This window comes from Sphingomonas sp. Leaf5 (assembly GCF_001421155.1).
GTDB lineage: Bacteria > Pseudomonadota > Alphaproteobacteria > Sphingomonadales > Sphingomonadaceae > Sphingomonas.
In genome coordinates this window covers 213,893-235,859 of record NZ_LMJZ01000012.1, presented here as the reverse complement: position 1 = coordinate 235,859, position 21,967 = coordinate 213,893, and the positions used below count along the sequence as shown (strand labels likewise).

The 21,967-nt window shown below is 68.4% G+C and carries 15 protein-coding genes; 5 read left to right on the top strand and 10 right to left on the bottom strand.

Translation table 11 applies throughout. The annotated features are described in order from the left end of the window. Nucleotides 1-5 precede the first annotated feature (5 nt). On the top strand, nucleotides 6-1,400 hold the full coding sequence (thrC, locus tag ASE50_RS10155) for a threonine synthase (protein WP_056399461.1): 1,395 nt from the start codon (nucleotides 6-8) through the stop codon (nucleotides 1,398-1,400). After that, a complete protein-coding gene (locus ASE50_RS10150) occupies nucleotides 1,400-2,269 on the top strand; it encodes a class I SAM-dependent methyltransferase (RefSeq protein ID WP_056399460.1) in 870 nt (289 codons plus the stop codon). Before thrC ends, ASE50_RS10150 begins: the two co-directional genes overlap by 1 nt. Before the next feature lie 23 nt (nucleotides 2,270-2,292). Here ASE50_RS10150 and ASE50_RS10145 read toward each other — a convergent pair whose 3' ends face one another. Genes ASE50_RS10145 through ASE50_RS10135 form a run of 3 tightly spaced genes read right to left on the bottom strand, consistent with a single transcriptional unit; the run spans nucleotide 2,293 to nucleotide 3,883 of the window. Further along, nucleotides 2,293-2,928 (bottom strand): heme exporter protein CcmB, encoded by a 636-nt coding sequence (locus ASE50_RS10145; RefSeq protein ID WP_056399459.1) that lies wholly within the window; start codon nucleotides 2,926-2,928, stop codon nucleotides 2,293-2,295. Continuing rightward, on the bottom strand, nucleotides 2,925-3,491 hold the full coding sequence (ccmA, locus tag ASE50_RS10140; RefSeq protein ID WP_056399458.1) for a heme ABC exporter ATP-binding protein CcmA: 567 nt from the start codon (nucleotides 3,489-3,491) through the stop codon (nucleotides 2,925-2,927). The genes ASE50_RS10145 and ccmA overlap by 4 nt, the downstream gene beginning before the upstream one ends. Beyond that, on the bottom strand, nucleotides 3,488-3,883 hold the full coding sequence (locus tag ASE50_RS10135) for a metallopeptidase family protein (protein ID WP_056399455.1): 396 nt from the start codon (nucleotides 3,881-3,883) through the stop codon (nucleotides 3,488-3,490). Before ASE50_RS10135 ends, ccmA begins: the two co-directional genes overlap by 4 nt. Nucleotides 3,884-3,930: 47 nt before the next feature. Between ASE50_RS10135 and ASE50_RS10130 the strand changes: the two genes are divergently transcribed. Beyond that, a complete protein-coding gene (locus ASE50_RS10130; protein WP_055996701.1) occupies nucleotides 3,931-4,218 on the top strand; it encodes a 4a-hydroxytetrahydrobiopterin dehydratase in 288 nt (95 codons plus the stop codon). A gap of 214 nt (nucleotides 4,219-4,432) precedes the next feature. Here ASE50_RS10130 and ASE50_RS10125 read toward each other — a convergent pair whose 3' ends face one another. After that, nucleotides 4,433-5,212, bottom strand: coding sequence for an SDR family oxidoreductase (locus tag ASE50_RS10125; RefSeq protein WP_235512281.1), 780 nt, complete (start codon nucleotides 5,210-5,212; stop codon nucleotides 4,433-4,435). A gap of 24 nt (nucleotides 5,213-5,236) precedes the next feature. Then, nucleotides 5,237-8,392, bottom strand: a complete 3,156-nt coding sequence (locus ASE50_RS10120) for a DEAD/DEAH box helicase (protein ID WP_082438944.1) — start codon at nucleotides 8,390-8,392, stop codon at nucleotides 5,237-5,239. 148 nt (nucleotides 8,393-8,540) lie between these two features. Here ASE50_RS10120 and ASE50_RS10115 point away from each other — a divergent pair, with 148 nt between their 5' ends. Then, nucleotides 8,541-9,491, top strand: a complete 951-nt coding sequence (locus ASE50_RS10115) for a TraB/GumN family protein (RefSeq protein ID WP_056399583.1) — start codon at nucleotides 8,541-8,543, stop codon at nucleotides 9,489-9,491. 136 nt (nucleotides 9,492-9,627) lie between these two features. Here ASE50_RS10115 and ASE50_RS10110 read toward each other — a convergent pair whose 3' ends face one another. The 4 genes from ASE50_RS10110 to ASE50_RS10095 all read right to left on the bottom strand — a co-directional run bounded on the left by ASE50_RS10110 (nucleotide 9,628) and on the right by ASE50_RS10095 (nucleotide 15,773). Further along, entirely contained in the window at nucleotides 9,628-10,011 is a 384-nt protein-coding gene (locus tag ASE50_RS10110; protein ID WP_056399448.1) for a hypothetical protein, read from the bottom strand. Between the two features lie 89 nt (nucleotides 10,012-10,100). Continuing rightward, nucleotides 10,101-11,153 (bottom strand): aldose epimerase family protein, encoded by a 1,053-nt coding sequence (locus ASE50_RS10105; RefSeq protein ID WP_056399443.1) that lies wholly within the window; start codon nucleotides 11,151-11,153, stop codon nucleotides 10,101-10,103. Nucleotides 11,154-11,289: 136 nt separating this feature from the next. After that, entirely contained in the window at nucleotides 11,290-14,148 is a 2,859-nt protein-coding gene (locus ASE50_RS10100) for a TIM-barrel domain-containing protein (protein ID WP_056399439.1), read from the bottom strand. Beyond that, the gene (locus tag ASE50_RS10095) at nucleotides 14,148-15,773 is read right to left on the bottom strand and encodes a DUF5597 domain-containing protein (protein ID WP_056399435.1); all 1,626 of its coding nucleotides are present in this window, start codon (nucleotides 15,771-15,773) and stop codon (nucleotides 14,148-14,150) included. Before ASE50_RS10095 ends, ASE50_RS10100 begins: the two co-directional genes overlap by 1 nt. 216 nt (nucleotides 15,774-15,989) lie before the next feature. Here ASE50_RS10095 and ASE50_RS10090 point away from each other — a divergent pair, with 216 nt between their 5' ends. Further along, nucleotides 15,990-20,603 carry an NAD-glutamate dehydrogenase domain-containing protein gene (locus tag ASE50_RS10090; protein ID WP_056399432.1) on the top strand — a complete coding sequence of 1,538 codons (4,614 nt, stop codon included), beginning with the start codon at nucleotides 15,990-15,992 and terminating at the stop codon, nucleotides 20,601-20,603. A 115-nt stretch (nucleotides 20,604-20,718) separates the two neighbouring features. On the opposite strand, the gene ASE50_RS10085 is transcribed toward ASE50_RS10090, so the two are convergent. After that, complete coding sequence (locus tag ASE50_RS10085; protein ID WP_156347389.1) at nucleotides 20,719-21,747, bottom strand: hypothetical protein; 1,029 nt, start codon at nucleotides 21,745-21,747, stop codon at nucleotides 20,719-20,721. Between the last annotated feature and the right edge of the window lie 220 nt (nucleotides 21,748-21,967).

Sequence of the window (21,967 nt, the reverse complement as noted above, 5' to 3'; positions counted from 1 at the left end):
GCCCCATGCGGTATGTCAGCACCAGGGGCCATGCGCCCGACCTCGACTTCGCCGGCGCGACGCTGGCCGGTTTGGCCAGCGACGGCGGCCTGTATCTGCCCGATGCCTGGCCGACGCTGACCCGCGAAGCGATCGCCGCACTGGCCGGCCTGAGCTACGCCGAGACCGCCGCGAAGGTGATGGCACCGTTCGTCGGCGATGCGATGTCCGAACCCGAACTGCTCGCGCTGTGCGAAACCGCCTATGGCCGGTTCAGCCACAAGGCAGTGACCCCGCTGGTGCAGATCGACCATGACCAGTGGCTGCTCGAACTGTTCCACGGGCCGACGCTGGCGTTCAAGGACGTCGCGCTGCAATTGCTGGGGCTGTTCTTCGAACGGTTCCTGACCGGCACGACCGATCCCCTGACGATCATCGGCGCGACCAGCGGCGATACCGGATCGGCGGCGATCGATGCGGTGGCGGGGCGCGAGCATATCGACATCTTCATGCTGCACCCTGCCGGCCGCGTGTCCGACGTGCAGCGGCGGCAGATGACGACCGTGCTGTCGCCCAACGTCCACAACATCGCGATCGAGGGCGATTTCGACACCGCGCAGGCGCTGGTCAAGGCGATGTTCAACGACCCCGGCTTCTCGGGTCGCTTCCGCCTGTCCGCCGTCAATTCGATCAACTGGGCGCGGTTGATGGCGCAGGTCGTCTATTATTTCTACGCCGCGGTGCGGCTGGGCGGACCGGACAAGGCGATCGCCTTCTCGGTCCCGACCGGCAATTTCGGCGATGTGTTCGCCGGATACGTCGCCGCGCAGATGGGGCTGCCGATCGCGAAGCTGATCGTCGCGACCAACGTCAACGACATCCTCCACCGCGCGCTGACCAACGGCGATTATTCCAGCGCGCAGGTCACGCCGACCGCGACCCCGTCGATGGATATCCAGGTCAGCTCGAACTTCGAACGGCTCCTGTACGATCTGGGCGGTCGCGACGGCGTCGCGCTGGGCGAACAGATGCGCGGGTTCGAATCGACGCGGGCGATGCGGCTGACCAATGCGCAGCAGCAGGGCGCGGCATCGCTGTTCCAGAGCGCGCGCGTCGATGGCGAGGGCATGGCGCGGGCGATGCGCTGGGCACGCGATCATGCCTCGCAGATCATCGATCCGCACACCGCCATCGCGCTGGCCGCCGCGCTCGACAGCGACATCGACGCGCCGATGGTGACGCTGGCGACCGCACACCCGGCCAAATTTCCCGACGCAGTCGAACGCGCGATCGGCACCCGCGCCCCGCTGCCGCCGCGCGTCGGCGACCTGTTCGATCGCGAGGAACGCTATGTCACCCTGCCCGCGACGTTCGAGGCGGTAACGAGCTGGATCGCCGAACGGGCGACGCCCCGCGCGTAATGGACCCGATCGCACTTATCGGCGAACCATGGGGTGATTACGGGCTGATCGACTGCGGTCATGGTCGCAAGCTCGAACGCTATGGCCCGTTCCGCTTCATCCGGCCCGAACCGCAGGCGATGTGGGCACCGGCGCTGGCCGAATGGGACGCGCATGGCGAGTTCGTGCCGGGATCGGACGAAGATGGCGGCGGCCGCTGGCAGTTCTTCAAACAACCCCCGCGTGACTGGCCGCTGACATGGCGCGAGGTGCGGTTTTCGGCGAGCAACACGCCGTTCCGCCATCTCGGCTTCTTTCCCGACATGGCCCCGGTGTGGGACTGGATGCGCGTGCGGCTGGACGGGGCGAGCGATCCCGAATGCCTCAACCTGTTCGGCTATACCGGTGTCGGCAGTCTCGCGCTGGCGGCGGCGGGGGCGCGGGTGGTCCATGTCGATGCGTCTAAGAAATCGGTCGAACAGGCGCGCGCCAATGCCGCGCTGTCGGAGATGCCCGACAAGCCGGTCCGCTGGCTGGTCGAGGATGCCGCGAAGTTCGTCGCGCGCGAGGTGCGGCGCGGACGGCGCTATGACGGTATCATCCTCGATCCGCCGAAATGGGGACGCGGGCCGAATGGCGAGGTGTGGAAGCTCGAAGAGCATCTGCCGGCGATGATCGCCGACTGCCGCCAGTTGCTCGACAGCGAGTCGCGCTTCCTGTTCCTCACCGTCTATGCCGTGCGGATGTCGGCGCTGGCGATCGGCGAACTGCTCCGCCAGTCGCTCGGCGATCTCGGCGGGCGGGTCGAATGCGGCGAACTGGGCGTGCGCGAGGAAACGCGCGGGCTGACCCTGCCGACCGCGATTTTCGCGCGGTGGCGTAGAGACTGACTCCTCCCCGGCACGGGGAGGATTTACGTCCGCCCGATCCGCATCGCCGCCCCGGCCACCACCGGCCCGCCGGCGCACAGCAACAGGCTGGTCGCCGCCAGCAGCTTCATCGCCCCCGCGCCCCCCTCCAGCCCGCCCGCGCCGAAGATCACGATCGGCAACGCCAGCGGCAGCATCACCAGCCCCGCCACCGCGCCCCCGCCGCGCAAGCCCGCGACCAGTGCCGCCGTCGCCACGCTCAGCGCCGCCAGCCCCGGCGTGCCGATCAGCAACCCGGCCTCCAGCATCACCAGCGTGCGGCCATCTATCCCGAGCAGCGCCGCCGACAGCGCCGCCGCCAGCATCACCGCCGGCGCGAAGCCCAGCCAGTGGCCGATCGTCTTGGCCAATGCAATGCCGCTGTCGCTCCACCCGCGCACGACCAGTTGATCCACCACCCCGCTGTCGACATCGGGCGCGACCAGCCGCTCGATCGGCAGCAACGCCGCCAGCAGCGCCGCCGCCCACGCGACCCCGCCGCCGATCCGTGCCAGCAGCGCCGCATCCGGCCCGATCGCGAACGGAAACAGCGTCGCGACCAGAAGGAAGAACGCGACCGGCAGCAGCAACCCGCCCCCGCTCCACGCGATCCGCAATTCGCGGACGATCAGCGGGGTCACAGCGTCACCATGACGGCACCCGGCAACGCCACCGGCACATGGCTGGCGACCAGCACCGCGCCGCCGTCCGCCCGCCGCGCCGCGATCGCCGCCTCCAGCCGTTCGAGCGATGCCTTGTCCAATCCGTTGGCGGGTTCGTCGAGCAACCAGATCGGCGCACCGCCGGCGATCACCCGCGCGATCGCCGCGCGCCGCCGTTGCCCGGTCGACAGCATCCGCACCGGCACATCGGCCAGCACCCCGATCCCCATCGCCGCCAGCGCAACCGTCACCCCGTCCCGCGCCCCGTCCAGCCCGGCCCAGAAGCCGAGCGCCGTGGCCAGCGGCACTTGCGGGTCGAGCGCCGCCGCTTCCCCCAACAACGCCACCGCCCCGCCGCGCGTGACGTCACCCTCGGTCGGTGGCAACAGCCCGGCGGCGATCCGCACCAGCGTCGACTTGCCGACCCCGTTCGGCCCCTGCACCAGCAGCGCCGCGCCGGCCCCAAGGTCGAACGACAGGTCGGCGAACAGCACCCGCTGTCCGCGCGCGCCGCTGACCCGGTCGAACGCCAGCAGGCTCAATCCGCATCTTCCAGCGCGTGCATGTCGTCGTCGGACAGGCCGAAATGATGCCCGACCTCATGCACCACGACATGCCGGATCAGGTCGCGCAGATCGACGCCGGTCTCGCACCATTCGGCGAGCAGCGGCTGACGGTACAGATGGATGCGATCGGGCAGGCGCATCCCGTCGAACATCGATTTTTCGCCGACCGGGCTGCCATGATACAGGCCGGTCAGTTCGTACGGCTCCATCTCCATCGCTGACAGCGTCTCCTCGTCGGCAAATTCCTCGACCAGCAGGACGATGTCGGACAGGTGGCCGGCGAACGGTTCGGGGATGCGTGCCAGCGCGACGCGCGCCAACGCTTCCATCTCGGCGGCACTCGGGGCGGTTCGCGCTTGATCGGACATGGTCCACGCAATAGGCCTTGCCGCCACCACGAGACAAGGGAGCGACGATGGAACCGCTGAGCCAAGCCGAACGCGCCGATGCGCTCGACGGCCTGCCCGACTGGGACCATGATGGCGGGCGGGACGCGATCGTGCGCAGCTTTACCTTCGACAATTTTTCGCAGGCGTTCGCGTTCATGACGCAGGTCGCGCTGCTGGCGGAAAAGGCCGACCATCACCCCGAATGGTCGAACGTCTACAACCGCGTCGACATTCTGCTCACCACCCACGACGCGGGCGGCCTGTCGGACCGCGATATCGACATGGCGCAGGCGATCGACGCACTGGTGGAATAGGCCAACGGTCCTACGCGCGCAGGTCGAGGGATACGAAGGCCGACCGACATTCGAGAACCGCGTTTCCTCTCCCCTCCCTGACAAGGGAGGGGTTGGGGGTGGGTTGGTTTGTTGGCGGGCGTGAACGTCCCTCGCAGGCCGACCCACCCCCAGCCCCTCCCTTGTCAGGGAGGGGAGCAATGGCCCGAACCCTGCCACTGAACGTTGACTGCCCCTATCGCCGCCGCATCTGCTGGCGCAATTTTCCCGGCAGCCACCGCGCGGCGAAGCGCATCCGCCGGGCGGTCGGCCCCACGGGCGTATGGATCGCCTCGCCATGGACCGCGTCCCATGCCGCCTGCGCCACCACCTCTACCGGCGTAAACTCCAGCCCCGCCGCGCGGACCTGCTGGCGGACAGTATGGTTGCTGCCGGCCAGTGACGCGTCGAGCAGCGGCGTGTCGATGAACCCCGGCATCAGCGAGCGCACGCGGATGCCGTCCGCCGCCCATTCGCCGTCAAGGGCCTCGGTCAGCCCGCGCACTCCGAACTTCGTCGCCGAATAGACCGCAGCCCCCGCCGTCCCGTAAATCCCCGCCGCCGATGCGGTGTTGAGCAGGCAGCCACTGCTCGCCTTCAGCAACGAATTCGCGGCATGCGCGCCGTGGATCACCCCGGTCAGGTTGACGGCGATCGTCCGTTCGATCGCGGCGGGCGTCATCTCGGCAAAGACCCCGCCGGCCGCGATGCCGGCATTGTTGAACAGCACGTCGATCCCGCCGTCCCCGGCAAAGCGGGTGAGCGGCGCATCCCATGCCGCGCGGTCGGTCACGTCGAACACGAACGTCGCCGCCCCGCCGGGCAACAACGCCGCCGTCTCCGCCAGCCCTGCGGCATTGACGTCCGCCAGCCCGATCCGCCAGCCCCGGCCGGCGAACAACTGCGCCACCGCCCGCCCGATACCCGACCCGCCGCCGGTGATGAAGATCGCTTTCATCCCCGCAGCATCGGACATGAACGGCAACGATGCCAACGGTTTTCAGGCCGCCACCATCTCCAGCACGTCGCGGACCCTGATCAGCCGTTCGCCGGCATCGTCGATCCGCGCCGCGACGATCCACCGGCCGTTCTTTTCGGTCAGCCCGTCCATGCCGGGCACCTCGCTGCCCCCCTGCGGCGTCAGCGCGATCGCCGCCGGCCCGGCATCGACCTTCGCCACCGCCGCCGCCTGCGCCAGCAAGCGGATGCGCGCCAGATCGACCAGCAACCGCGCTTCCTCGGGCAGGGTGCCGAACCGGTCCTCCAGTTCCTCCTCGAACGCGTCGAGCGTGCCGGCATCCTCGATCCGCGCAAGGCGACCATAGAGCATCAGCCGCATCTCGGTCTCCGGGATCCATTCCTCGGGCAGCCGCCCGGCAATGCCGAGATGCAGTTCGGGCACGACCCGGTCGACCACCTCGCCGCGTGCCGCCCGCAGCGCGCGACCGAGCAGATACTGGTACAGGTCGATGCCGATCAGCTTCATATGTCCGGCCTGCGCCTCACCGATCAGATCGCCCGCCCCGCGCAGGTCGAGGTCGCGCGCGCTGATCGCGAAGCCCGCGCCGAGCCTGTCGAACGCCTGCAACGTCCGCAGCCGCTTCAGCGTCGCCTCGGCGATGGAATGCTCGGGATCGGTCAGCAACAGGATCTGCCCGCGCCGCCCACCGCGCCCGACGCGCCCGCGCAACTGGTGCAACTGCGACAGGCCGAACCGGTCGGCATGGTGGACGATCATCGTATTGGCGCGCGGCACGTCCAGCCCCGCCTCGATGATATTGGTCGCGAGCAGCACGTCGCCCTCGCCGTGCGCGAAGCCGACCATCGCCGCGTCGATCTCCGCCGCCGGCATCTTGCCATGCGCAACGGTCAGGGTCAGTTCGGGCGCGATCTTGCGCAGCCGTTCCTCCAGCGGCGCGATATCCTCGATCCGCGGCACCACGACGAAGCTCTGCCCGCCGCGCGTGCGTTCGCGCAGCAGCGCGGTGCGGACCGTCACCTCGTCGAACGCGGTCACCGCGGTCCGGATCGGCTGGCGCAGCGCCGGCGGGGTGGCGAGGACCGACAATTGCTGCAACCCGATCAGCGCGCTTTGCAGCGTGCGCGGGATCGGCGTCGCCGACAGCGTCATGACATGGTCGGCAATGTCGCGCAGGCGCGCCTTGTCCTTCGTGCCGAACCGCTGTTCCTCGTCGATCACCACCAGCGCCAGATCGCGATAGTCGACGTCCTTGCCCGCCACCGCCTGCGTCCCGATCACGACGCCGATCGATCCGTCGGCAAGGCCCGCCTTGACCCGCTTCTTCTCCGCCGCATCGGACAGGCGCGACAGGCCGGCGACCTCGATCCCGGTCCCCTCGAACCGGCGACGAAAGGTTTCGACATGCTGGCGGACGAGCACCGTCGTCGGCGCGGCGATGGCGACCTGCCGCCCCGCCAGCGCGACGATCGCGGCGGCGCGCAGCGCGACCTCGGTCTTGCCATAGCCGACATCGCCGATCACCAGCCGGTCCATCGGTCGCCCCGCCGCAAGATCGGCACGGGTGGCGGCGATGGCGCGCGCCTGATCGGGTGTTTCGGTGAACGGGAAGCCGGCGGCGAAGCGTTCATAGGCGGCGATATCGGCCTCGACGGCCGCGACCTCGATCGCATCGCGCTCCGCCGCGATCGCCGCCAGTTCGCGCGCGCTTTCGGCAATCGCCGCGTCGATCGCGCCACGCCGCTTCTGCCAGCTCGATCCGTCGAGCGCATCGAGCGTCACCGCATCGCCGTCCGCGCCATAGCGCCAGATGCGGTCGGCCTCCGCCACCGGCACCAGCCGCCGCGCGCCCTTGGCATATTCCAGCACGACGGCGTCGCCCGCCTCTTCGCCGGGCAGTTGCTCCAGCCCGACGATGCGGCCGATGCCGAAATCCTCGTGAACGATCACGTCGCCGACGCGCAACTCGCCCGCTTCGGCGAACAACGGATTGGCGCTCGCTGCCGCCAATTCGTCGCCCCGCGCGCGCCCGCCGAGCAGATCGCCGCCGGTCACTACCGTCACGCCATCGGCCACGAAGCCCCGATCGATCGGCGCGACCAACAGCATCGCGCTGCCCGGCTCGGCGCGAACCGCTTCGTCCCACGCCCCGATCGTCACCGGTTCGGTCCGGCCCAGCGTCGCCAGCCGCTTGCGCAGGAACCGCAGGTCACGCGGACTGCCGGCCAGTACCAGCCGTCCACCACCGAGCACCTCGCGCGCGAACTTGCCGAACGCGCGCGTCGGTGCCCGGCTGGTGACGAAGCGCGGCGGCGGCGCGGCATCCGCCGGCACGTCGATCCGGTCGCGGCCCTTCAGCGACTGCTCCCACGCCGTCCGGTCGACCAGCGCCGCCGCACCACGCCGCCGCCGCCGCGTCGCATCCTCGACCAGATCGAGGAACCGCGCGCGCCGCCGCTCGACGTCCGGGTCCATCGCGACTGCCGCTTCGGGCAGATGATCCAGCAGCGACACGCCCTCGGCCGCCACCGGCTCGGCGGCGCGGCCGATCGTCACCTCGCCCAGATCGGCATCGCCGCGCTGCGTGACCGGATCATAGCTGCGGATCGTGCGGATCGCGCCATCCTCCACGGTCACCCGAATCGGGCAGATCGCATCGGCGGGAAAGATATCGACCACGCCGCCGCGCACCGCGACCTCGCCCGGTTCGTCGACCCGGTCGTCGACGACATAGCCCAGTTCGACCGCGCGTTCGGCAAAGTCCGCCATGTCGATCGCATCGCCGATCCGCAGCACCGGCGGCGCGGCATCGAAATCGTCCGGAGCGGCGATCCGCACCGCCGTCGCTTCCGGCGTGGTGATGCACGCGACGCGGCGGCTGGTGACCGACGCCAGCCGCAACCGGCGCAGCCCCGCCACCCGCGCGCCGGCATTGCCGGGCGATGCCGGGGCATCGTCGCCGGGCAGCGCGTCGCTCGCCTGCACATGGACGACCTCGACATCGGGCGCGAACGCGGTCAGCGCCGCCGCAATCGCGCCGGCGCGCAGTTCGTCGGAGGCGATGAACAGTACCGAACGTGTAGCGACTTCCCCCGCCAGCAGCGCCGCGACGGGTCCGATCTCGCCGTCCTTCCCCTTCGAATCGGGTCGATCGGGGGCGGCGGTGGTGTTCGACATAGCGGAGGTCCCGGCAAGGCCCTGAAAAACGGGCGGAGATGCAAACCCAACGAAGCGTCTGCCGCGTCCGTTCCTGCGGCCTGTCGCATGGGCGCAGCCGCTGCTATGCAGGCGGCACTGCCGGTTCGCCGGTGCTTTGGAGACGCCGATGTCCTCGATCCTGCTGCGCTTCGGCGCCGCGTTCAGCCTGATGACCGCCCTGCCCGCCACGGCGCAGACCGCACCGGCCCCCGCCACCGATACCGCACCCGCCGATCCTGCCGCTGCCGACCCCGCCGCCGCTGCCCCGCGCGAAGCCGATCCCGCGCTGTGGGTGGTCAGGGACAAGGACACGACCATCTATCTGTTCGGGACGATCCACGTCCTGAAACCCGGCCTGTCGTGGTTCGACGAAGCGGTGAAGACCGCTTTCGACAAATCGAGCGAGGTCGTGCTCGAAATCCCGATGCCGACGCCCGACCAAGCGCAGGCGGCGGTGATGAAGTCCGCCGTCAACGTGACAGGTCCGAAGCTCAGCGAAAAACTGCCCGCCGCCGAACGCGACGCCTATGCTAAGGCGGTGGCCGATGCCGGCCTGCCGGCGGGCGCGCTCGAACAGCTCGATCCGTGGTTCGCCGCCTCGACGCTCACGCTCGTGACCTTGCAGAAGCAGGGCTATGATCCGCAAAGCGGTGCCGAACAGACCATCTCGCAGGCGGCGAAGGTCGCGGGCAAGCCGGTCACCGGCCTCGAAACGCTCGAACAGCAGTTCGGCTTCTTCGATGCCCTGTCCGATGCCGCGCAGGTCACCTTCCTCAGCGAAACGATCAAGGAACTGCCGACCGCCGGCGAACAGATCGACAAGATGGTCGATCAATGGGCCAAGGGCGATCCCGCCGCGCTCGCCGCGACGATGAACGAGGACATGACCGTCTCCCCCGAACTGCGCCGCGTCCTGCTGACCGACCGCAATGCCCGCTGGGCGAAGTGGATCGAGGAACGGATGAAGCGCCCCGGCACGGTCTTCGTCGCGGTCGGCGCGGGCCATCTGGCCGGCACCGGCAGCGTGCAGGACGCCCTCAAGCGCTACAAGCTGCGCGCAACGCGGGTGAAGTATTGAGCGACTGACTACCCTCCCTGACAGGGAGGGGGGGGTTAAAGGCCCCCAACAAGAAAACGGCCGGCGGATCGCTCCGCCGGCCGTCAGGCACGGTTTCCGAGTTGCGGCCCGGAAGGTGGCCGCACCGGCAATCATATCACGCGTTGCAAGCCTGCGCCGCCTTGCCCGGCTGGGTCAGGGTGATCGACTTCGGGGTACCGGTCAGGCTGTAGCCGCCCTCGGCGGTCAGCGGCTTGCCCTTTTCCTCGGCCTTCAGGCGGACGGGCATATCACCCTGCTTGCTGCGGAAATTCGCCTGCGTGTCGCCTTCGAAGAAATCGACATAGACGAGCGTGTTGTCCTTGCAGCGGAACGTCACGCTCGCCTTGACGGGCGGCGGCAGTTCCACGGGTGCGCGGTTGGCGACTTCGGCGGCCAGCGGGTCGGCTGCGCGGGTGTCGAGCTGTTCCGGCTGCGACTGACCGCAGGCCGAAAGGGCGAAGGCCGCGGCAGTGGCGGCGAGGAGAAGGGGGTGCTTCATAGGATTTAAGCCGTTCGCAAACGCAAACGTTTTCGTCAAGCAGGGTTGTGCACCGCGCAACGGCCGCGCGTCGCGGTGTGGCACGTCCGTCAGTCGGCGGCGAAGGCGAACCGCAGGACGCTGCGCCACCGCGCACCCGGGTCCAGCCGTGCCGACGGAAATTCCGGCCGGTTCGGGGTGTCCGGCCATGCCTGCGGCTCCAGACACACCGCATCGCCCTGCCGGTACAGCCGCCCGCCCTTGCCCGGCTCCGCCCCGCCCAGGAAATTGCCCGAATAGAGTTGCAGCCCCGGCGCGGTGATCGACAGCGTCATGACCCGCCCCGATTCCGGATCGGCCAGCACGGCGGCGGCGCGCAACGCGCCTACGTCCCCGCGCACGATGAAATTATGGTCGTAGCCGCGCCCGATCGCAATCTGCTCGTCCTGCCCGTCACGCACCCGATCGCCGATCGCATGGGGGGTGCGGAAATCGAACGGCGTGCCCGCGACGGCGCGCTGCTCGCCGGTCGGGATCGATGTCGCATCGACCGGCAGAAACGCATCCGCCTCGATCGTCAGCAAATGGCGCAGCGCCTCACCCCGCCCGCCCAGGTCGAAGAACGCGTGGTTGGTTAGGTTGACGACCGTCGGCGCATCGGTCGTCGCCTCATAATCGATGGTCAGCGCCTGCGACGTCAGGCGATAGGTCGCGCCCGCCCGCAACGTCCCTGGATAGCCGGCATCGCCATCGGGGCTGGTCAGCGTCAGCCGCACCCACGCCGCATCGGCGTCGCTGTCGATCTCGGCCACGTCCCACAGCCGCTGGTCGAACCCGTCCGACCCGCCGTGCAGATGGTTGGGCGCGTTGTTGGTTTCGAGTTCATAGCGCCGCCCGTCGAGGCTGAACCGCCCGTCCGCGATCCGGTTGGCATAGCGCCCGACCGTCACCCCGAACCATGACGGCCGGTCGCGATAGGATCGCACGTCGTCGAACCCCAGCACGACATCGGCCACCGCCCCGTCACGATCGGGCACGCACAGCGATTGCAGAGTCGCCCCGAACGGCAGGATGCGTGCGGACAGCGGCCCTGCGCGAAGCTCGATCGCCTCGGCGGGGGTGCCGTCCAGCGTGCCGAAGGCCACCCGTTCTGCGTCCGCCATGCTACCTCTCCACCGCTTTAACTCGTCTCGACCGGCCGCCAAACCCGTCATCCCAGCGCAGGCTGGGATCTCCCCGTAAGGGCAGCGCGCGCCTCGCCGCAGGAGACCCCGGCCTGCGCCGGGGTGACGTCCTGTATTACCGGCCTGCCAAGGGCACCTTCTTCTCACGCCCGTCATAGGTAAACCCCGTCGCCGCATTGTCGGCAAAGTCCGGCGCGACCGCCTTGCCCGGCGTGTGGAAGCGCACCGACATCGACCGCTTCGCCGCCATCCCCGCAAAGCTGCCTGTGCGCGCGCCGATCGTCAGCGTCTTCGTCGCCTCGTTCCACGTCAGCGGGATCTGCGACGACTGCCCCTTGCGATAGCCCTCGCTCAGGCCGTCATCCTCGAACAGCGTGTACGCCCCGTCCTTGCCGGTGAACACGTGCAGCACATAGGGCGCGTCGAGCTTTTCGGCGGTCGACTGCACCGCCGCGCCCGTCGGCACGATCGATCCGGCACGGACATAGAGCGGCAGCACCGCGATCGGGGCGGCGGCGGTGATCGTCTGCCCGCCCTTCACATAGGCGCCGGTCGTGAAGTCGTACCAGTCGGCCCCGGCCGGCAGATACACCGACCGGCTGGTCGCGCGGAACTGCGTGACCGGCGCGACGAGGAACGCCGATCCGAACATATATTCGTCGTCGACGCCCCAACTCTTGCGGTCGGCAGTGAAGTCCATCGCCAGCCCGCGCATCATTGTCCCGTCGCGATGCCACGTCTCCGCCGCCAGCGACGTGATATAGGGCAGCAGGCGGTAGCGCAGCCGGTCATAGGTCGCGAGCGCGTCGTACAGCGCCGGATCGCTGGCCCCCAGTTCATAGATTTCGCGATACGGCGTCTCGCCATGGCTGCGGAACAGCGGGCTGAACGCGCCGAACTGGAACCAGCGCAGGTTCAGCTCCTTCCATTCAGCCAGATGCGCCGGGTCCTTCTTGGCATAGCGATCCTCGACCGCGAAGCCGCCGATATCGTGTGTCCAGTTGGGAATGCCCGACATCGACAGGTTCACGCCCGCCGAAATCTGGTCGCGCAGATCGTCCCAGCGCGATGCGACGTCGCCCGACCACAAGGCGGCACTGGCGCGCTGGATGCCGCCATAGCCCGACCGGGTCAGGATGAACGGCCGCACATCGGGCTTGGCGACGCGCAATCCGTCGGCGACCCCCTCGGCATGGACCAGCGGATAGCTGTTGAAGAACTCCTCGCCCGGCCCCTGCGCGGTCGGTCCCATCCGGTCGATGCGCTGTTCGATCGACAGGTTCGAATGGATATCCGGTTCGGTCGCGTCCATCCACCACGCGTCGAAGCCCTTGTCGACCAGCGCCTCCTTCATCTGCCGGAAATAGATCGCGCGCGCTTCGGGCGCATAGGGATCGTAATCGGTGTTCAGATAGCCCTTGCCGACCCAGTCGCGCTCCTTCGCGATCAGGTTACCCTGATACAGATAGCCCTTGGCGGCCAGTTCCTGCGCGTTCTTGGTGTTCGGATAGAATTTCGGCCACACCGAAATCATGATCCGCGCGTTCTGGCTATGGACGGTGTCGACCATCGCCTGCGGCCTGGGGAAACGCTTGGTGTCGAAACAGTGGCAGCCCCACTGGTCCTCGGGCCAGTAGAACCAGTCCTGCACGATATTGTCGAGCGGCAGGCCGCGCTTGCGATATTCGGCGACGACACCCTCGACCTCGGCCTGGGTATTGTAGCGTTGGCGGCTCTGCCAGAAACCATAGGCCCAGCGCGGCATCAGCGCCGCCTTGCCGGTCAGCGCGCGGTATCCGGCGATGACGCCGTCCATGTTCTTGCCCGCGACATAATAATAATCGAGCGCATGGGCGACGTCCGACGACCACCAGAGCGAATGGCGGTCGGCCTGCGGCAACGGATCGTTCTGGAACAGCGCGATATAGCCGGCGTTCGGCTCCCACTCGATCCGCACTTCGGCGGCTTTTCCGGCGGTCATCGGCAAATCGAAATTATGGAACCACGGGTTCCAGTTCTGCCGCCAGCGGTTGAGCACTTCCTTGCCGTCGACGAACACCTTCACATAGCTCGACGAATAGAGCCGGAATTTCTGCATGCCCGTCGCGGTCGGCATCAAGGTGCCGGTCCACACGACCTTTTGCGTCTGCACCGCATTGCCGGCGGTATTCTGTCCAGTGGTCGCCGCGACGGTCTGTGCCTTCGCCTCCGCCGGCCAGTTCGCCTGATCCTTGATGAACTGATAGTTGATGGTCGGCTCGCGGCGCGTCACCGCCAGCCGGTCGCCCAGATAATATTGCGTCTGCCACCCGGCCTGCCCGCCCGACATGACCTTCATCCCTTCGCCGACCAGCTTGTAGGGCTGCGGATTGCCGAAGCGGGTGATGCCGTTATTGTCCCACAGCACCCCATAGTTCTTGGTCGACACGACGAACGGGATGCCGATGTCCATGTTATGCTGGGCGAGTTCGACGTCCTCGCCATTGTAATTCATCTGCCGGTTCTGATGCTGGCCCAGACCGTAGAAGCCTTCGTCGGTGGCGCGGTTGAACTGCTGGCGGATCGAGACGAACTGCTCGCCCCCGGCACTGCGCGGCACGAACGCGGCGCGCGGCGCTTCCTCCAGCGTCAGCTTGCCCGCGGCATCGCGAAAGCGAACCTGCCCGTTATCGGTGTCGATCTCGGCCGATCCACCAGCGGTCTTGACCACGACCATCTTTGGCGTCTCGCGCACCGTGAAGGCACCGGCGGGTTTGGCGGTCACCATCAGGCTGTCGGGCGTGTCGAGGCTGGCATCGGGCACCGCCGTCACCCGGAACCGGTCGGGACCATAGACCAGCACCCGCACCCGCTTGGCCGGGCCGGCATCGGGCGTTACGACCACCCCGCCCGGCACCTTCGCCACATCGGCGGCGAGCGCCGGCATGGATACCGACAGGGCAAGCGACAATAGCGTCCAGCGAAGCGTCTTCATCAGCGATACGTCCCCATCGTCACGCGCAGCAGCATCGGCTGCGCGGTAAAGTTCAATCCATAATCGGTCTGGTCGCCGTTCATCACCCGGCGGGCGACGAAGCGGCCGTCATCGGCCAGCGTCCCCTCCTCGACCTTCATGAACATCGCGGTGTCGCCCTTGCCCTTGTCGGCCAGGTCGACGTTCACGCGCACATCGGTCCCGGTGACGAGGAACTGGTCGGGCGCGACCTGCAATACCGCCATGCCGCCGACCGGCTGCGTGGCGGTGGCGGGCGGTGCGGCCTTCAGCCATGGTGAATCCATCGACCCGAACTGCCACTCGCCATATTTGGCCGATACGCGCCACCGGCCCATGACCGTCGCCTGTTCGGCGTCGGGCGCGCCCTTGGCAGTACCCCAGCCGGGATGCGCCAGCGCCATTGCCGCCCAGCCACGCGCCATCGGTTTCAGGAACCGGTATTTACTCGCGAATGCCTCGATCGTGGCATCGTCCAGCGTCACCGCGCCCAGCGGATAGTTGTAATATCCGGTGCCATCCATGCCGAACGGTGCCCAGCCGATGCCGCCGCGCCCAATGGTCGGCCACAGGAAGCGCGCGAAATCGACGGCATTGCCGGTTTCGGGCACCATCAGCGGGTTGTCCGGCCGCGCATAATGGTCGAGGAACTTCAGATAGTCCCTGGCATCGCGGGTATAGAGGTCGGGTGCGACCGCATCGAGGTTCGGTGCCGCCGCCTTCCACACATCGATCACCTGCCAGTCGGGACCGCCGCTGGCCCCTCCCGACTTGCCCGGCGGCGCGAACGGACCGCCGACCGCCGCGTTGACGTACATCGGCAGATTCCACACCGCCTTCCCCGCCGCGGCGATCCGGTCGATATAGCGCGCGGTGTACCATGCGTTGAACGCTGGTTCGGCATTGTCGCCATAGACCTGCGTCCAGTTGCCGCGCTTGCCGGTCTGCTTTGCCAGTGCGGCGGGCACGTCGCCGGCGAACAGGCGGTTGGCCTCGGGCGAATAGTCGCGTGCCTGCTGGTACACCCCGACTTCGTTCTCGGGTTGCACCATGATGACGCCATGATCGGGGTCGTGGTCCTTCAAATACCGCATCAGCGCGACGAACGCCTTGCGGTCGGCCTCGAACGTCGCTTCGCCATGCGGCGACAAGGCGTAATGCGTCTTGCCGTCCTTGGTCCGCATCCGCGGGAAGCGCGCATTGTCGCGCTTCACCCATGCCGGGACGTAGCCCGGCGAGGTGTTCTTCCACGTGCCGAACCATAGCAGCACCAGCTTGACGCCGTGTTCGCGCGCCTGTGGCAGCAAGGCGTCGAGATAGCTGAAATCGAACTGCCCCTCGACCGGTTCGATCTGTTCCCACGCGACCGGTATTTCCAGCGTATTGGCGTGGAGCCGTTCGATCATCGGCCATACCTGCGGCAGGATGGCGGGATAGTTGCTCGAATTATTCGCCTGCACGCCCAGCATCAGGAACGGCGCACCGTCGACCAGCAACGCATGGCGACCGTCCCGGCGCTCGATCCGCGGCACGTCGCCGGGGGCAGCCGACGCCGCCACCCCTGCGACCAGCGCCCATGAAGCCAGTGCCGCCGCCCATCCGCGCATCGCTGCTCTCCCCTGCTCCCGGCTTGGTGCCGACAACGTTGTCACGCCCTTACCGCGAGACGACATATCAGACAATTACCTTCTTTATTGCCGGGTTACCGTAGGTGCGCCGAAATCGTGACTTCGCGGCAAGTAATATAATTGCCGCATCGCGACATTTTGTTCGCAACTGCCACAAGGGTTGAGCCGGTCGGCAAGGCGTCGCATATCCCGGCCATGACACCAAAAGCCAAGCTCGCCCGCCCCCTGGAAACGCTGCTGGTCGACAGTGCGCTCCCCGGCGAAATCGAAGGTCTGGACGCCGCCGCCCGCGCCGATGCCGCGCAGTTCGTGGCGGCGGCCGCCGCCCACCGGTCGCCGGGCACGGTCAGCGTCGCGTTGGAGACGTTGAGCCGGGGCGAGGCGCGGCGGATGCGGCTGGCGGTCATCAACGACGACATGCCGTTCCTGGTCGATTCGATCGCCAGCACCATCGTCGCGCACGACATCGCCATCGACCGCATCCTGCACCCGGTCGCGCCGGTCACCCGCGACGCGGCGGGCACGCTGACCGATCTGGCGGGCGAGGGTCGCCGCGAATCGATGATCTATATCGAGATGGAGCGCGCCGATGCCCGCGTGCGCCACGCGCTGGTCGCCGAGATCGAACGCAATCTCGACCATGTCCGCGCCGCCGTCGCCGACTGGCGCGCGATGCAGGCGGCGATGCAGGCCGATGCCGCACGGCTGACCGCCCATGCCGACACGGCCGAGGATGCGGCGCTGCTGAACTGGTTCATCGCCGGCAACCTGACGCAGCTGGCGCATGAACGCTGGTCGCGCGACGGCGTGGTCGGCGAACGGCTGGGCCTGTCGCGCGCGCGGCTCGACGTGCCGCTGCTCGCCGACGCATCGCGCCAGCGCGCGATCGAGTGGTTCGACGCCGGCAACCGCCAGCCGCTGCTGCTGAAGTCCAACTGCATCTCGACCGTCCATCGCCGCGCCCCGATCGATCTGGTGCTGGTGCCGGTGGTCGACAGCGACACGGTGACCGGCCTGTCGATCCATGGCGGGCTGTGGACCAGCGCCGCGTTGCAGGCCGATCCGGCCGACGTGCCGGTGCTGCGCCGCAATCTGGCGGCGCTGCGCACCAAATTCGGCTTCGACCCGTCGGGCCATGCCGGCAAGGCGCTGAGCCACGCGCTCTCGACGCTGCCGCACGACCTGACCACCGCGTTCAGCCCCGACGCGCTCGAACAACTGGCGCTGACCGCCATGTCGGTCGCCGACCGGCCCCGTTCGCGCCTCGTGCTGATCCGCTCGGCGCTCGGCCGGCATCTGTTCGCCTTCGTCTGGCTCGGCCGCGACGACGTGACGACGCAACGACGTCTCGCGATCGGCGACATGCTGGCACAGGCGGCCAATGCGTCGATCCTCAACTGGTCGATCGCAATGGAGGATGGCGAGGCGGCGCTGATCCGCTACGTCCTCGACCTGCGACAGGACGGACGCATGCCCGAGGCGGGCGACCTCGACCGCCGGATCGAACGCATGGTGCGCGGCTGGCGGCCGGCGGTCGAAGGGGCGCTGACCGAACTGGCACCCGAAGGGGCGACGCGCATGGCGCTGCGCTTCGCCAACGCCTTTCCCGCCAACTACCGCAATTCGAACCTGCCCGACGAGGCGGCCCGCGACATCGTCCGCGTCGCCGGCCTGACCGACGCGACCTCGCGGTCGGTGCGCATCCTCACTGCCCCCGGCGAACGGATGCGGATCAAGGTCTATCGCCGCGGCGGCGCGCTGCCGCTGTCGGATGCGGTGCCGGTGTTCGAGAATTTCGGCTTCCGCGTGATCGAGGAACTGCCGACCCGGCTGGAGGATGACGAAAAGACCTTCATCCATGATTTCGAGGTCGAGCTGGCATCGGGCGTCGCGCCGAAATTCGATGTACCGGTGGTCGAACGCGCGATCGAGGCGGTGCTGGAAAACCGCGCCGAAAACGACGCGTTCAACCGCCTGACCGTCGAGGCGGGGATCGTCCCGTCCGCCGTCGTGCTGCTGCGCGCATGGTTCCGGTATCTGCGCCAGACGGGCCTCAGCTACAGCCTCGCCACCGCCGTCGACGCGCTGCGCCGCGCGCCGGGCGTCGCCACTGCCCTGATCGAGCGGTTCAACGCCGCGCACGACCCGTCGCGGTCCGACCGCGCGGGCGGCATCGCCGCCGCCGATGCCGCGATCGAAACCGGCCTCGACGCGGTGTCGGCGATCGACGACGACCGCATCCTGCGCAGCTATCGCGGCGTGGTCGCCGCCACGCTGCGCACCAACGCCTTCGCCCCGGCGTCGCAAGAGGCGCTGGCGTTCAAGCTCGACAGCGCGAAGGTGCCCGGCCTGCCCAAGCCGCTGCCGTGGCGCGAGGTGTTCGTGTACAGCCCCCGCGTGGAGGGCATCCACCTGCGCGCCGGACCGGTCGCGCGCGGCGGGCTGCGCTGGTCCGACCGGCGCGACGATTTCCGCACCGAAATCCTGGGTCTGATGAAGGCGCAGCGCGTCAAGAACGCGGTGATCGTGCCGACCGGTGCCAAGGGCGGCTTCTACCCCAAGCAACTGCCCGCACCGTCGAACCGCGATGCGTGGATCGCGGAGGGGACCGAAAGCTACCGCATCTTCATCCGCTCGCTGCTGTCGATCACCGACAATATCGTCGACGGCAAGGTCGTCCATCCGCAGGGCGTGACCATCCATGACGGCGAGGACCCCTATTTCGTCGTCGCGGCGGACAAGGGCACGGCGACGTTCAGCGACGTCGCCAACGCGCTGGCGCTGGAACGCAATTTCTGGCTGGGCGACGCCTTCGCCAGCGGCGGCAGCGTCGGCTACGATCACAAGGCGATGGGCATCACCGCCAAGGGCGCGTGGATTTCGGTGCAGCGCCATTTCCTCGAACTCGGCGTCGACGTGCAGACGCAGTCGATCGACGTGGTCGGCTGCGGCGACATGTCGGGCGACGTGTTCGGCAACGGCATGTTGCTGTCGAAGGCGATCCGGCTGAAGGCGGCGTTCGACCATCGCCACATCTTCCTCGACCCCGAACCCGATGCGGCGGCCAGCTGGACCGAACGCGACCGGCTGTTCGCCTTGCCGCGGTCGAGCTGGGCCGATTACGACCCGTCGCTGATTTCCGCGGGCGGCGGCGTGTTCCCGCGCACGGCCAAGACGATCCCGCTGACCGATGCGGTCCGCGCGATGCTGGGCGTCACCGACCGCGAGATGGAACCGAGCGCGCTGATCTCTGCCATTCTGAAGGCACCGGTCGACCTGATCTGGTTCGGCGGCATCGGCACCTATGTGAAGGATCGCGCCGAAAGCCATCTCGATGTCGGCGATCCCGCCAACGACCGGATTCGCGTCGATGCGCAGACCCTGCGTGCCAAAGCGATCGGCGAAGGCGCGAATCTGGGCGTGACGCAGGCGGCGCGCATCGCGTTCAGCGCCAATGGCGGGCGGATCAATACCGACTTCATCGACAATTCGGCTGGCGTCGATTGTTCGGACAATGAAGTGAACATCAAGATCGCGCTGAACCGCGAGGTGATCGAAGGACGCCTGACGCAGGACGATCGCAACGCGTTGCTGGTGCGGATGACCGACGACGTCGCGCATCTGGTGCTGGAGGACAACCGGCTGCAGACGCTGGCGCTGTCGGTCATGGAGAATGACGGGCCGGTCGCGGTGCCGAGCTATGTCCGCGTGATCGAAATGCTCGAAGCCGCCGGCAAGCTCGACCGGGTGGTCGAAGGGTTGAGCGGCAACGACGAATATGTCCGCCGCGCACAGGACGGCCGCGGGCTGACCCGCCCCGAACTGGCGGTACTGCTGGCCAGCGTGAAGCTGGCGTTGCAGGAAGCGATCGAACACTCGGCCGTCGCGACCGATGCCGATATGGCCGGCGACCTGCTCGCCGCCTTCCCGCGCGAGATGCAGGAACGCCACAAACAGGCGATCCTCGATCACCGGCTGCGCGGGGAAATCGTCGCGACGAAACTCGCCAACCGGATCGTCAACCGGCTGGGCGTGCTGCACGTCTTCGAACTGGCGGAGGAAGAGGGCGAGGCATTGGCCGACATCGCCGCGATGTTCGTCGCCGCCGAACGACTGTTCGATATCGACGCGCTGTACGACCGGATCGAGGCTGCCGACATTTCGGAGCGTGCCCGTATCGCGTTGCTCGACGAGGTCGCGGTGGGCGTCCGCTCGCAGATCGCCGACCTGCTGCGCGCCTTCCCGGCGGGCACCACCCCGGCGCATGCCGTGGCGCACCTGCAAAAGGGCGTGGCAAGCCTTGCCGGGCAGACCAGCTCGCTGCTGCGCGCCGAGGCGGCGCAACAACGCGACCGGATCGCTGGCATCCTGCAGGATGCGGGCGCACCGCAGGAACTGGCCGGACAAGTGGTACGCCTGTTCGAGCTAGACGGCGCGGTCGGCCTCGCCGATCTAGGTCAGCGGTTGAAGCTCGACGAAACGCGGCTGACGCTGGCCTTCACCCATCTCGGCTTCGCGCTCGGGCTGGACTGGGCACAGGCCGTGGCGGCGCGCATCCAGACCGGCGACCCGTGGGAACGGCTGCTGATCGCCGGCCTCGCTCGCGATTTCCAGCAGCTGCGCTTCGAATTCCTCAACCGCAATGCCGGCAAGGACCCGCAGGCGGCGGTCGAGAAATGGCTGGAGGCGAACCGCGACCGCGTCGCCCAGTTCGCCGCGCTGGTCCACCGCGCGCGGCAGGCCCCGGTGGCCAGCGCCGCGATGCTGGCCCAGATCGCCGGTCAGGCCCGGGTCCTGCTGGCCCGGTAGGACGGTCGCCCTCCCCCGTCGCCGCCTTCGGCGTCTTTTCCCTCTCCCGGCGGGAGAGGGAGGGAGCGGCGCAGCCGCCGAAGGGTGAGGGTGACAAAAGAGGGACGGACTCGCCTCAATATCCCAGACCGCGCACGGCGGCGTCGACGAACGCCGCATCAGCCGCGACCCGGCCGATGATCTCGACCGATCCGGCATCGACCGCGCGGGCCAGCAGCAAGACATAGGGTTCGTCGCCGGGGGCGACCGGGACGATCACGTTCGGCGCGGCGGCCGGGCGGGCCCCGGTCCGCTCGATCCATTCGGCGAACTCGCCTTCGCCCACTCCGGCGCGGTGGGCGCGGGCGAGCAGGCGGGCATTGCCTTCGTGCTGCGTGCCGAACAACAGCCGAACCAGCGCCTCGACCGGCGCGCGGGGATCGACCGTCAGCCCGGCCCCGGCGAGCATCGCGGCATAGCCGCCCGCGTCGCGTTCGCTGGCGATCAGGAAGTCATAGGCCCGAGCCAGCGCTTCGGGCGATGCCGGGCCGGCCTCGATCGTGCGCCGCGTCGCGACCAGTTGCTCGGACAGCGTCGGCGCGGTGGGGGCGGCCGGCATCGTCTCGATCGGGGCGCTCGGGCCGTCCGCCCATGCGGCGGCGGTGGCGATGACGGGGGTGCGGCGCGGGGTAGTGGTGCGGCGCGCTTCGCTCAGCTCGGCGGCCAGCTGCGACTGGACGCTCGCATCGACCACTTCCTTCCAGTTGATGACGCCGTACAGATAATCGATCGCCTCCCCGTCCGACGAGAACGGCATCAGGATCCCGCGGTACAGCATCGGAAAGCCGCGATGGCCGACGAACTCGGCCTCGAACCCGATCGGCGCGCGGTTGGCGATGATCTGCAGATAATGGTCGGTCAGCCGCGACAGCAGCGACCGCGACGGCACCTGCGACATGCGGACGATCGACGAATCGGTTCCGCTCTCCTCGCGCAGGGCATGGCCCAGGAACCGGATCTCGGCATCGTCGCGCCCTGCGGTGAAGTCGAGCAGGACGCTGTTCGGCCCGAAATCGGCGATGCCGGCGGGGTCCAGCGACTCGATCAGCGGGCACGGCCGCCCGTGCAGCAGCGACACCCAGTAATTGTACGCGCGGACATGCATGCGGCGTTCGTCGGTCCCGACGGAGACCACTTCGCTACCAACACCCTCCCGGTCCCCATCCCCCCGCTCCGAAGGCCCACCCACAATGTCCATATACAGGTCCCCATGGGCCTTCTGCCCGATCGCTCGCCTTTTGTACCACGCGTGGTAAACGTCAGGTAAAGTGCCGCGCGACACTTTCCCATGCAAATCCGCTTGCCACCCCCGCCCCCCGCTGCTA

Coding starts and splice junctions, on each gene's coding strand:
- thrC (WP_056399461.1), top strand. CDS start 6: ATGCGGTATGTCAGCACCAGGGGCCATGCGCCCGACCTCGACTTCGCC.
- ASE50_RS10110 (WP_056399448.1), bottom strand. CDS start 10,011: ATGAAGCACCCCCTTCTCCTCGCCGCCACTGCCGCGGCCTTCGCCCTT.
- ASE50_RS10085 (WP_156347389.1), bottom strand. CDS start 21,747: ATGCATGTCCGCGCGTACAATTACTGGGTGTCGCTGCTGCACGGGCGG.
- ASE50_RS10100 (WP_056399439.1), bottom strand. CDS start 14,148: ATGAAGACGCTTCGCTGGACGCTATTGTCGCTTGCCCTGTCGGTATCC.
- ASE50_RS10120 (WP_082438944.1), bottom strand. CDS start 8,392: ATGTCGAACACCACCGCCGCCCCCGATCGACCCGATTCGAAGGGGAAG.
- ASE50_RS10095 (WP_056399435.1), bottom strand. CDS start 15,773: ATGCGCGGATGGGCGGCGGCACTGGCTTCATGGGCGCTGGTCGCAGGG.
- ASE50_RS10115 (WP_056399583.1), top strand. CDS start 8,541: ATGTCCTCGATCCTGCTGCGCTTCGGCGCCGCGTTCAGCCTGATGACC.
- ASE50_RS10135 (WP_056399455.1), bottom strand. CDS start 3,883: ATGTCCGATCAAGCGCGAACCGCCCCGAGTGCCGCCGAGATGGAAGCG.
- ASE50_RS10105 (WP_056399443.1), bottom strand. CDS start 11,153: ATGGCGGACGCAGAACGGGTGGCCTTCGGCACGCTGGACGGCACCCCC.
- ASE50_RS10130 (WP_055996701.1), top strand. CDS start 3,931: ATGGAACCGCTGAGCCAAGCCGAACGCGCCGATGCGCTCGACGGCCTG.
- ASE50_RS10090 (WP_056399432.1), top strand. CDS start 15,990: ATGACACCAAAAGCCAAGCTCGCCCGCCCCCTGGAAACGCTGCTGGTC.
- ASE50_RS10150 (WP_056399460.1), top strand. CDS start 1,400: ATGGACCCGATCGCACTTATCGGCGAACCATGGGGTGATTACGGGCTG.
- ASE50_RS10125 (WP_235512281.1), bottom strand. CDS start 5,212: ATGTCCGATGCTGCGGGGATGAAAGCGATCTTCATCACCGGCGGCGGG.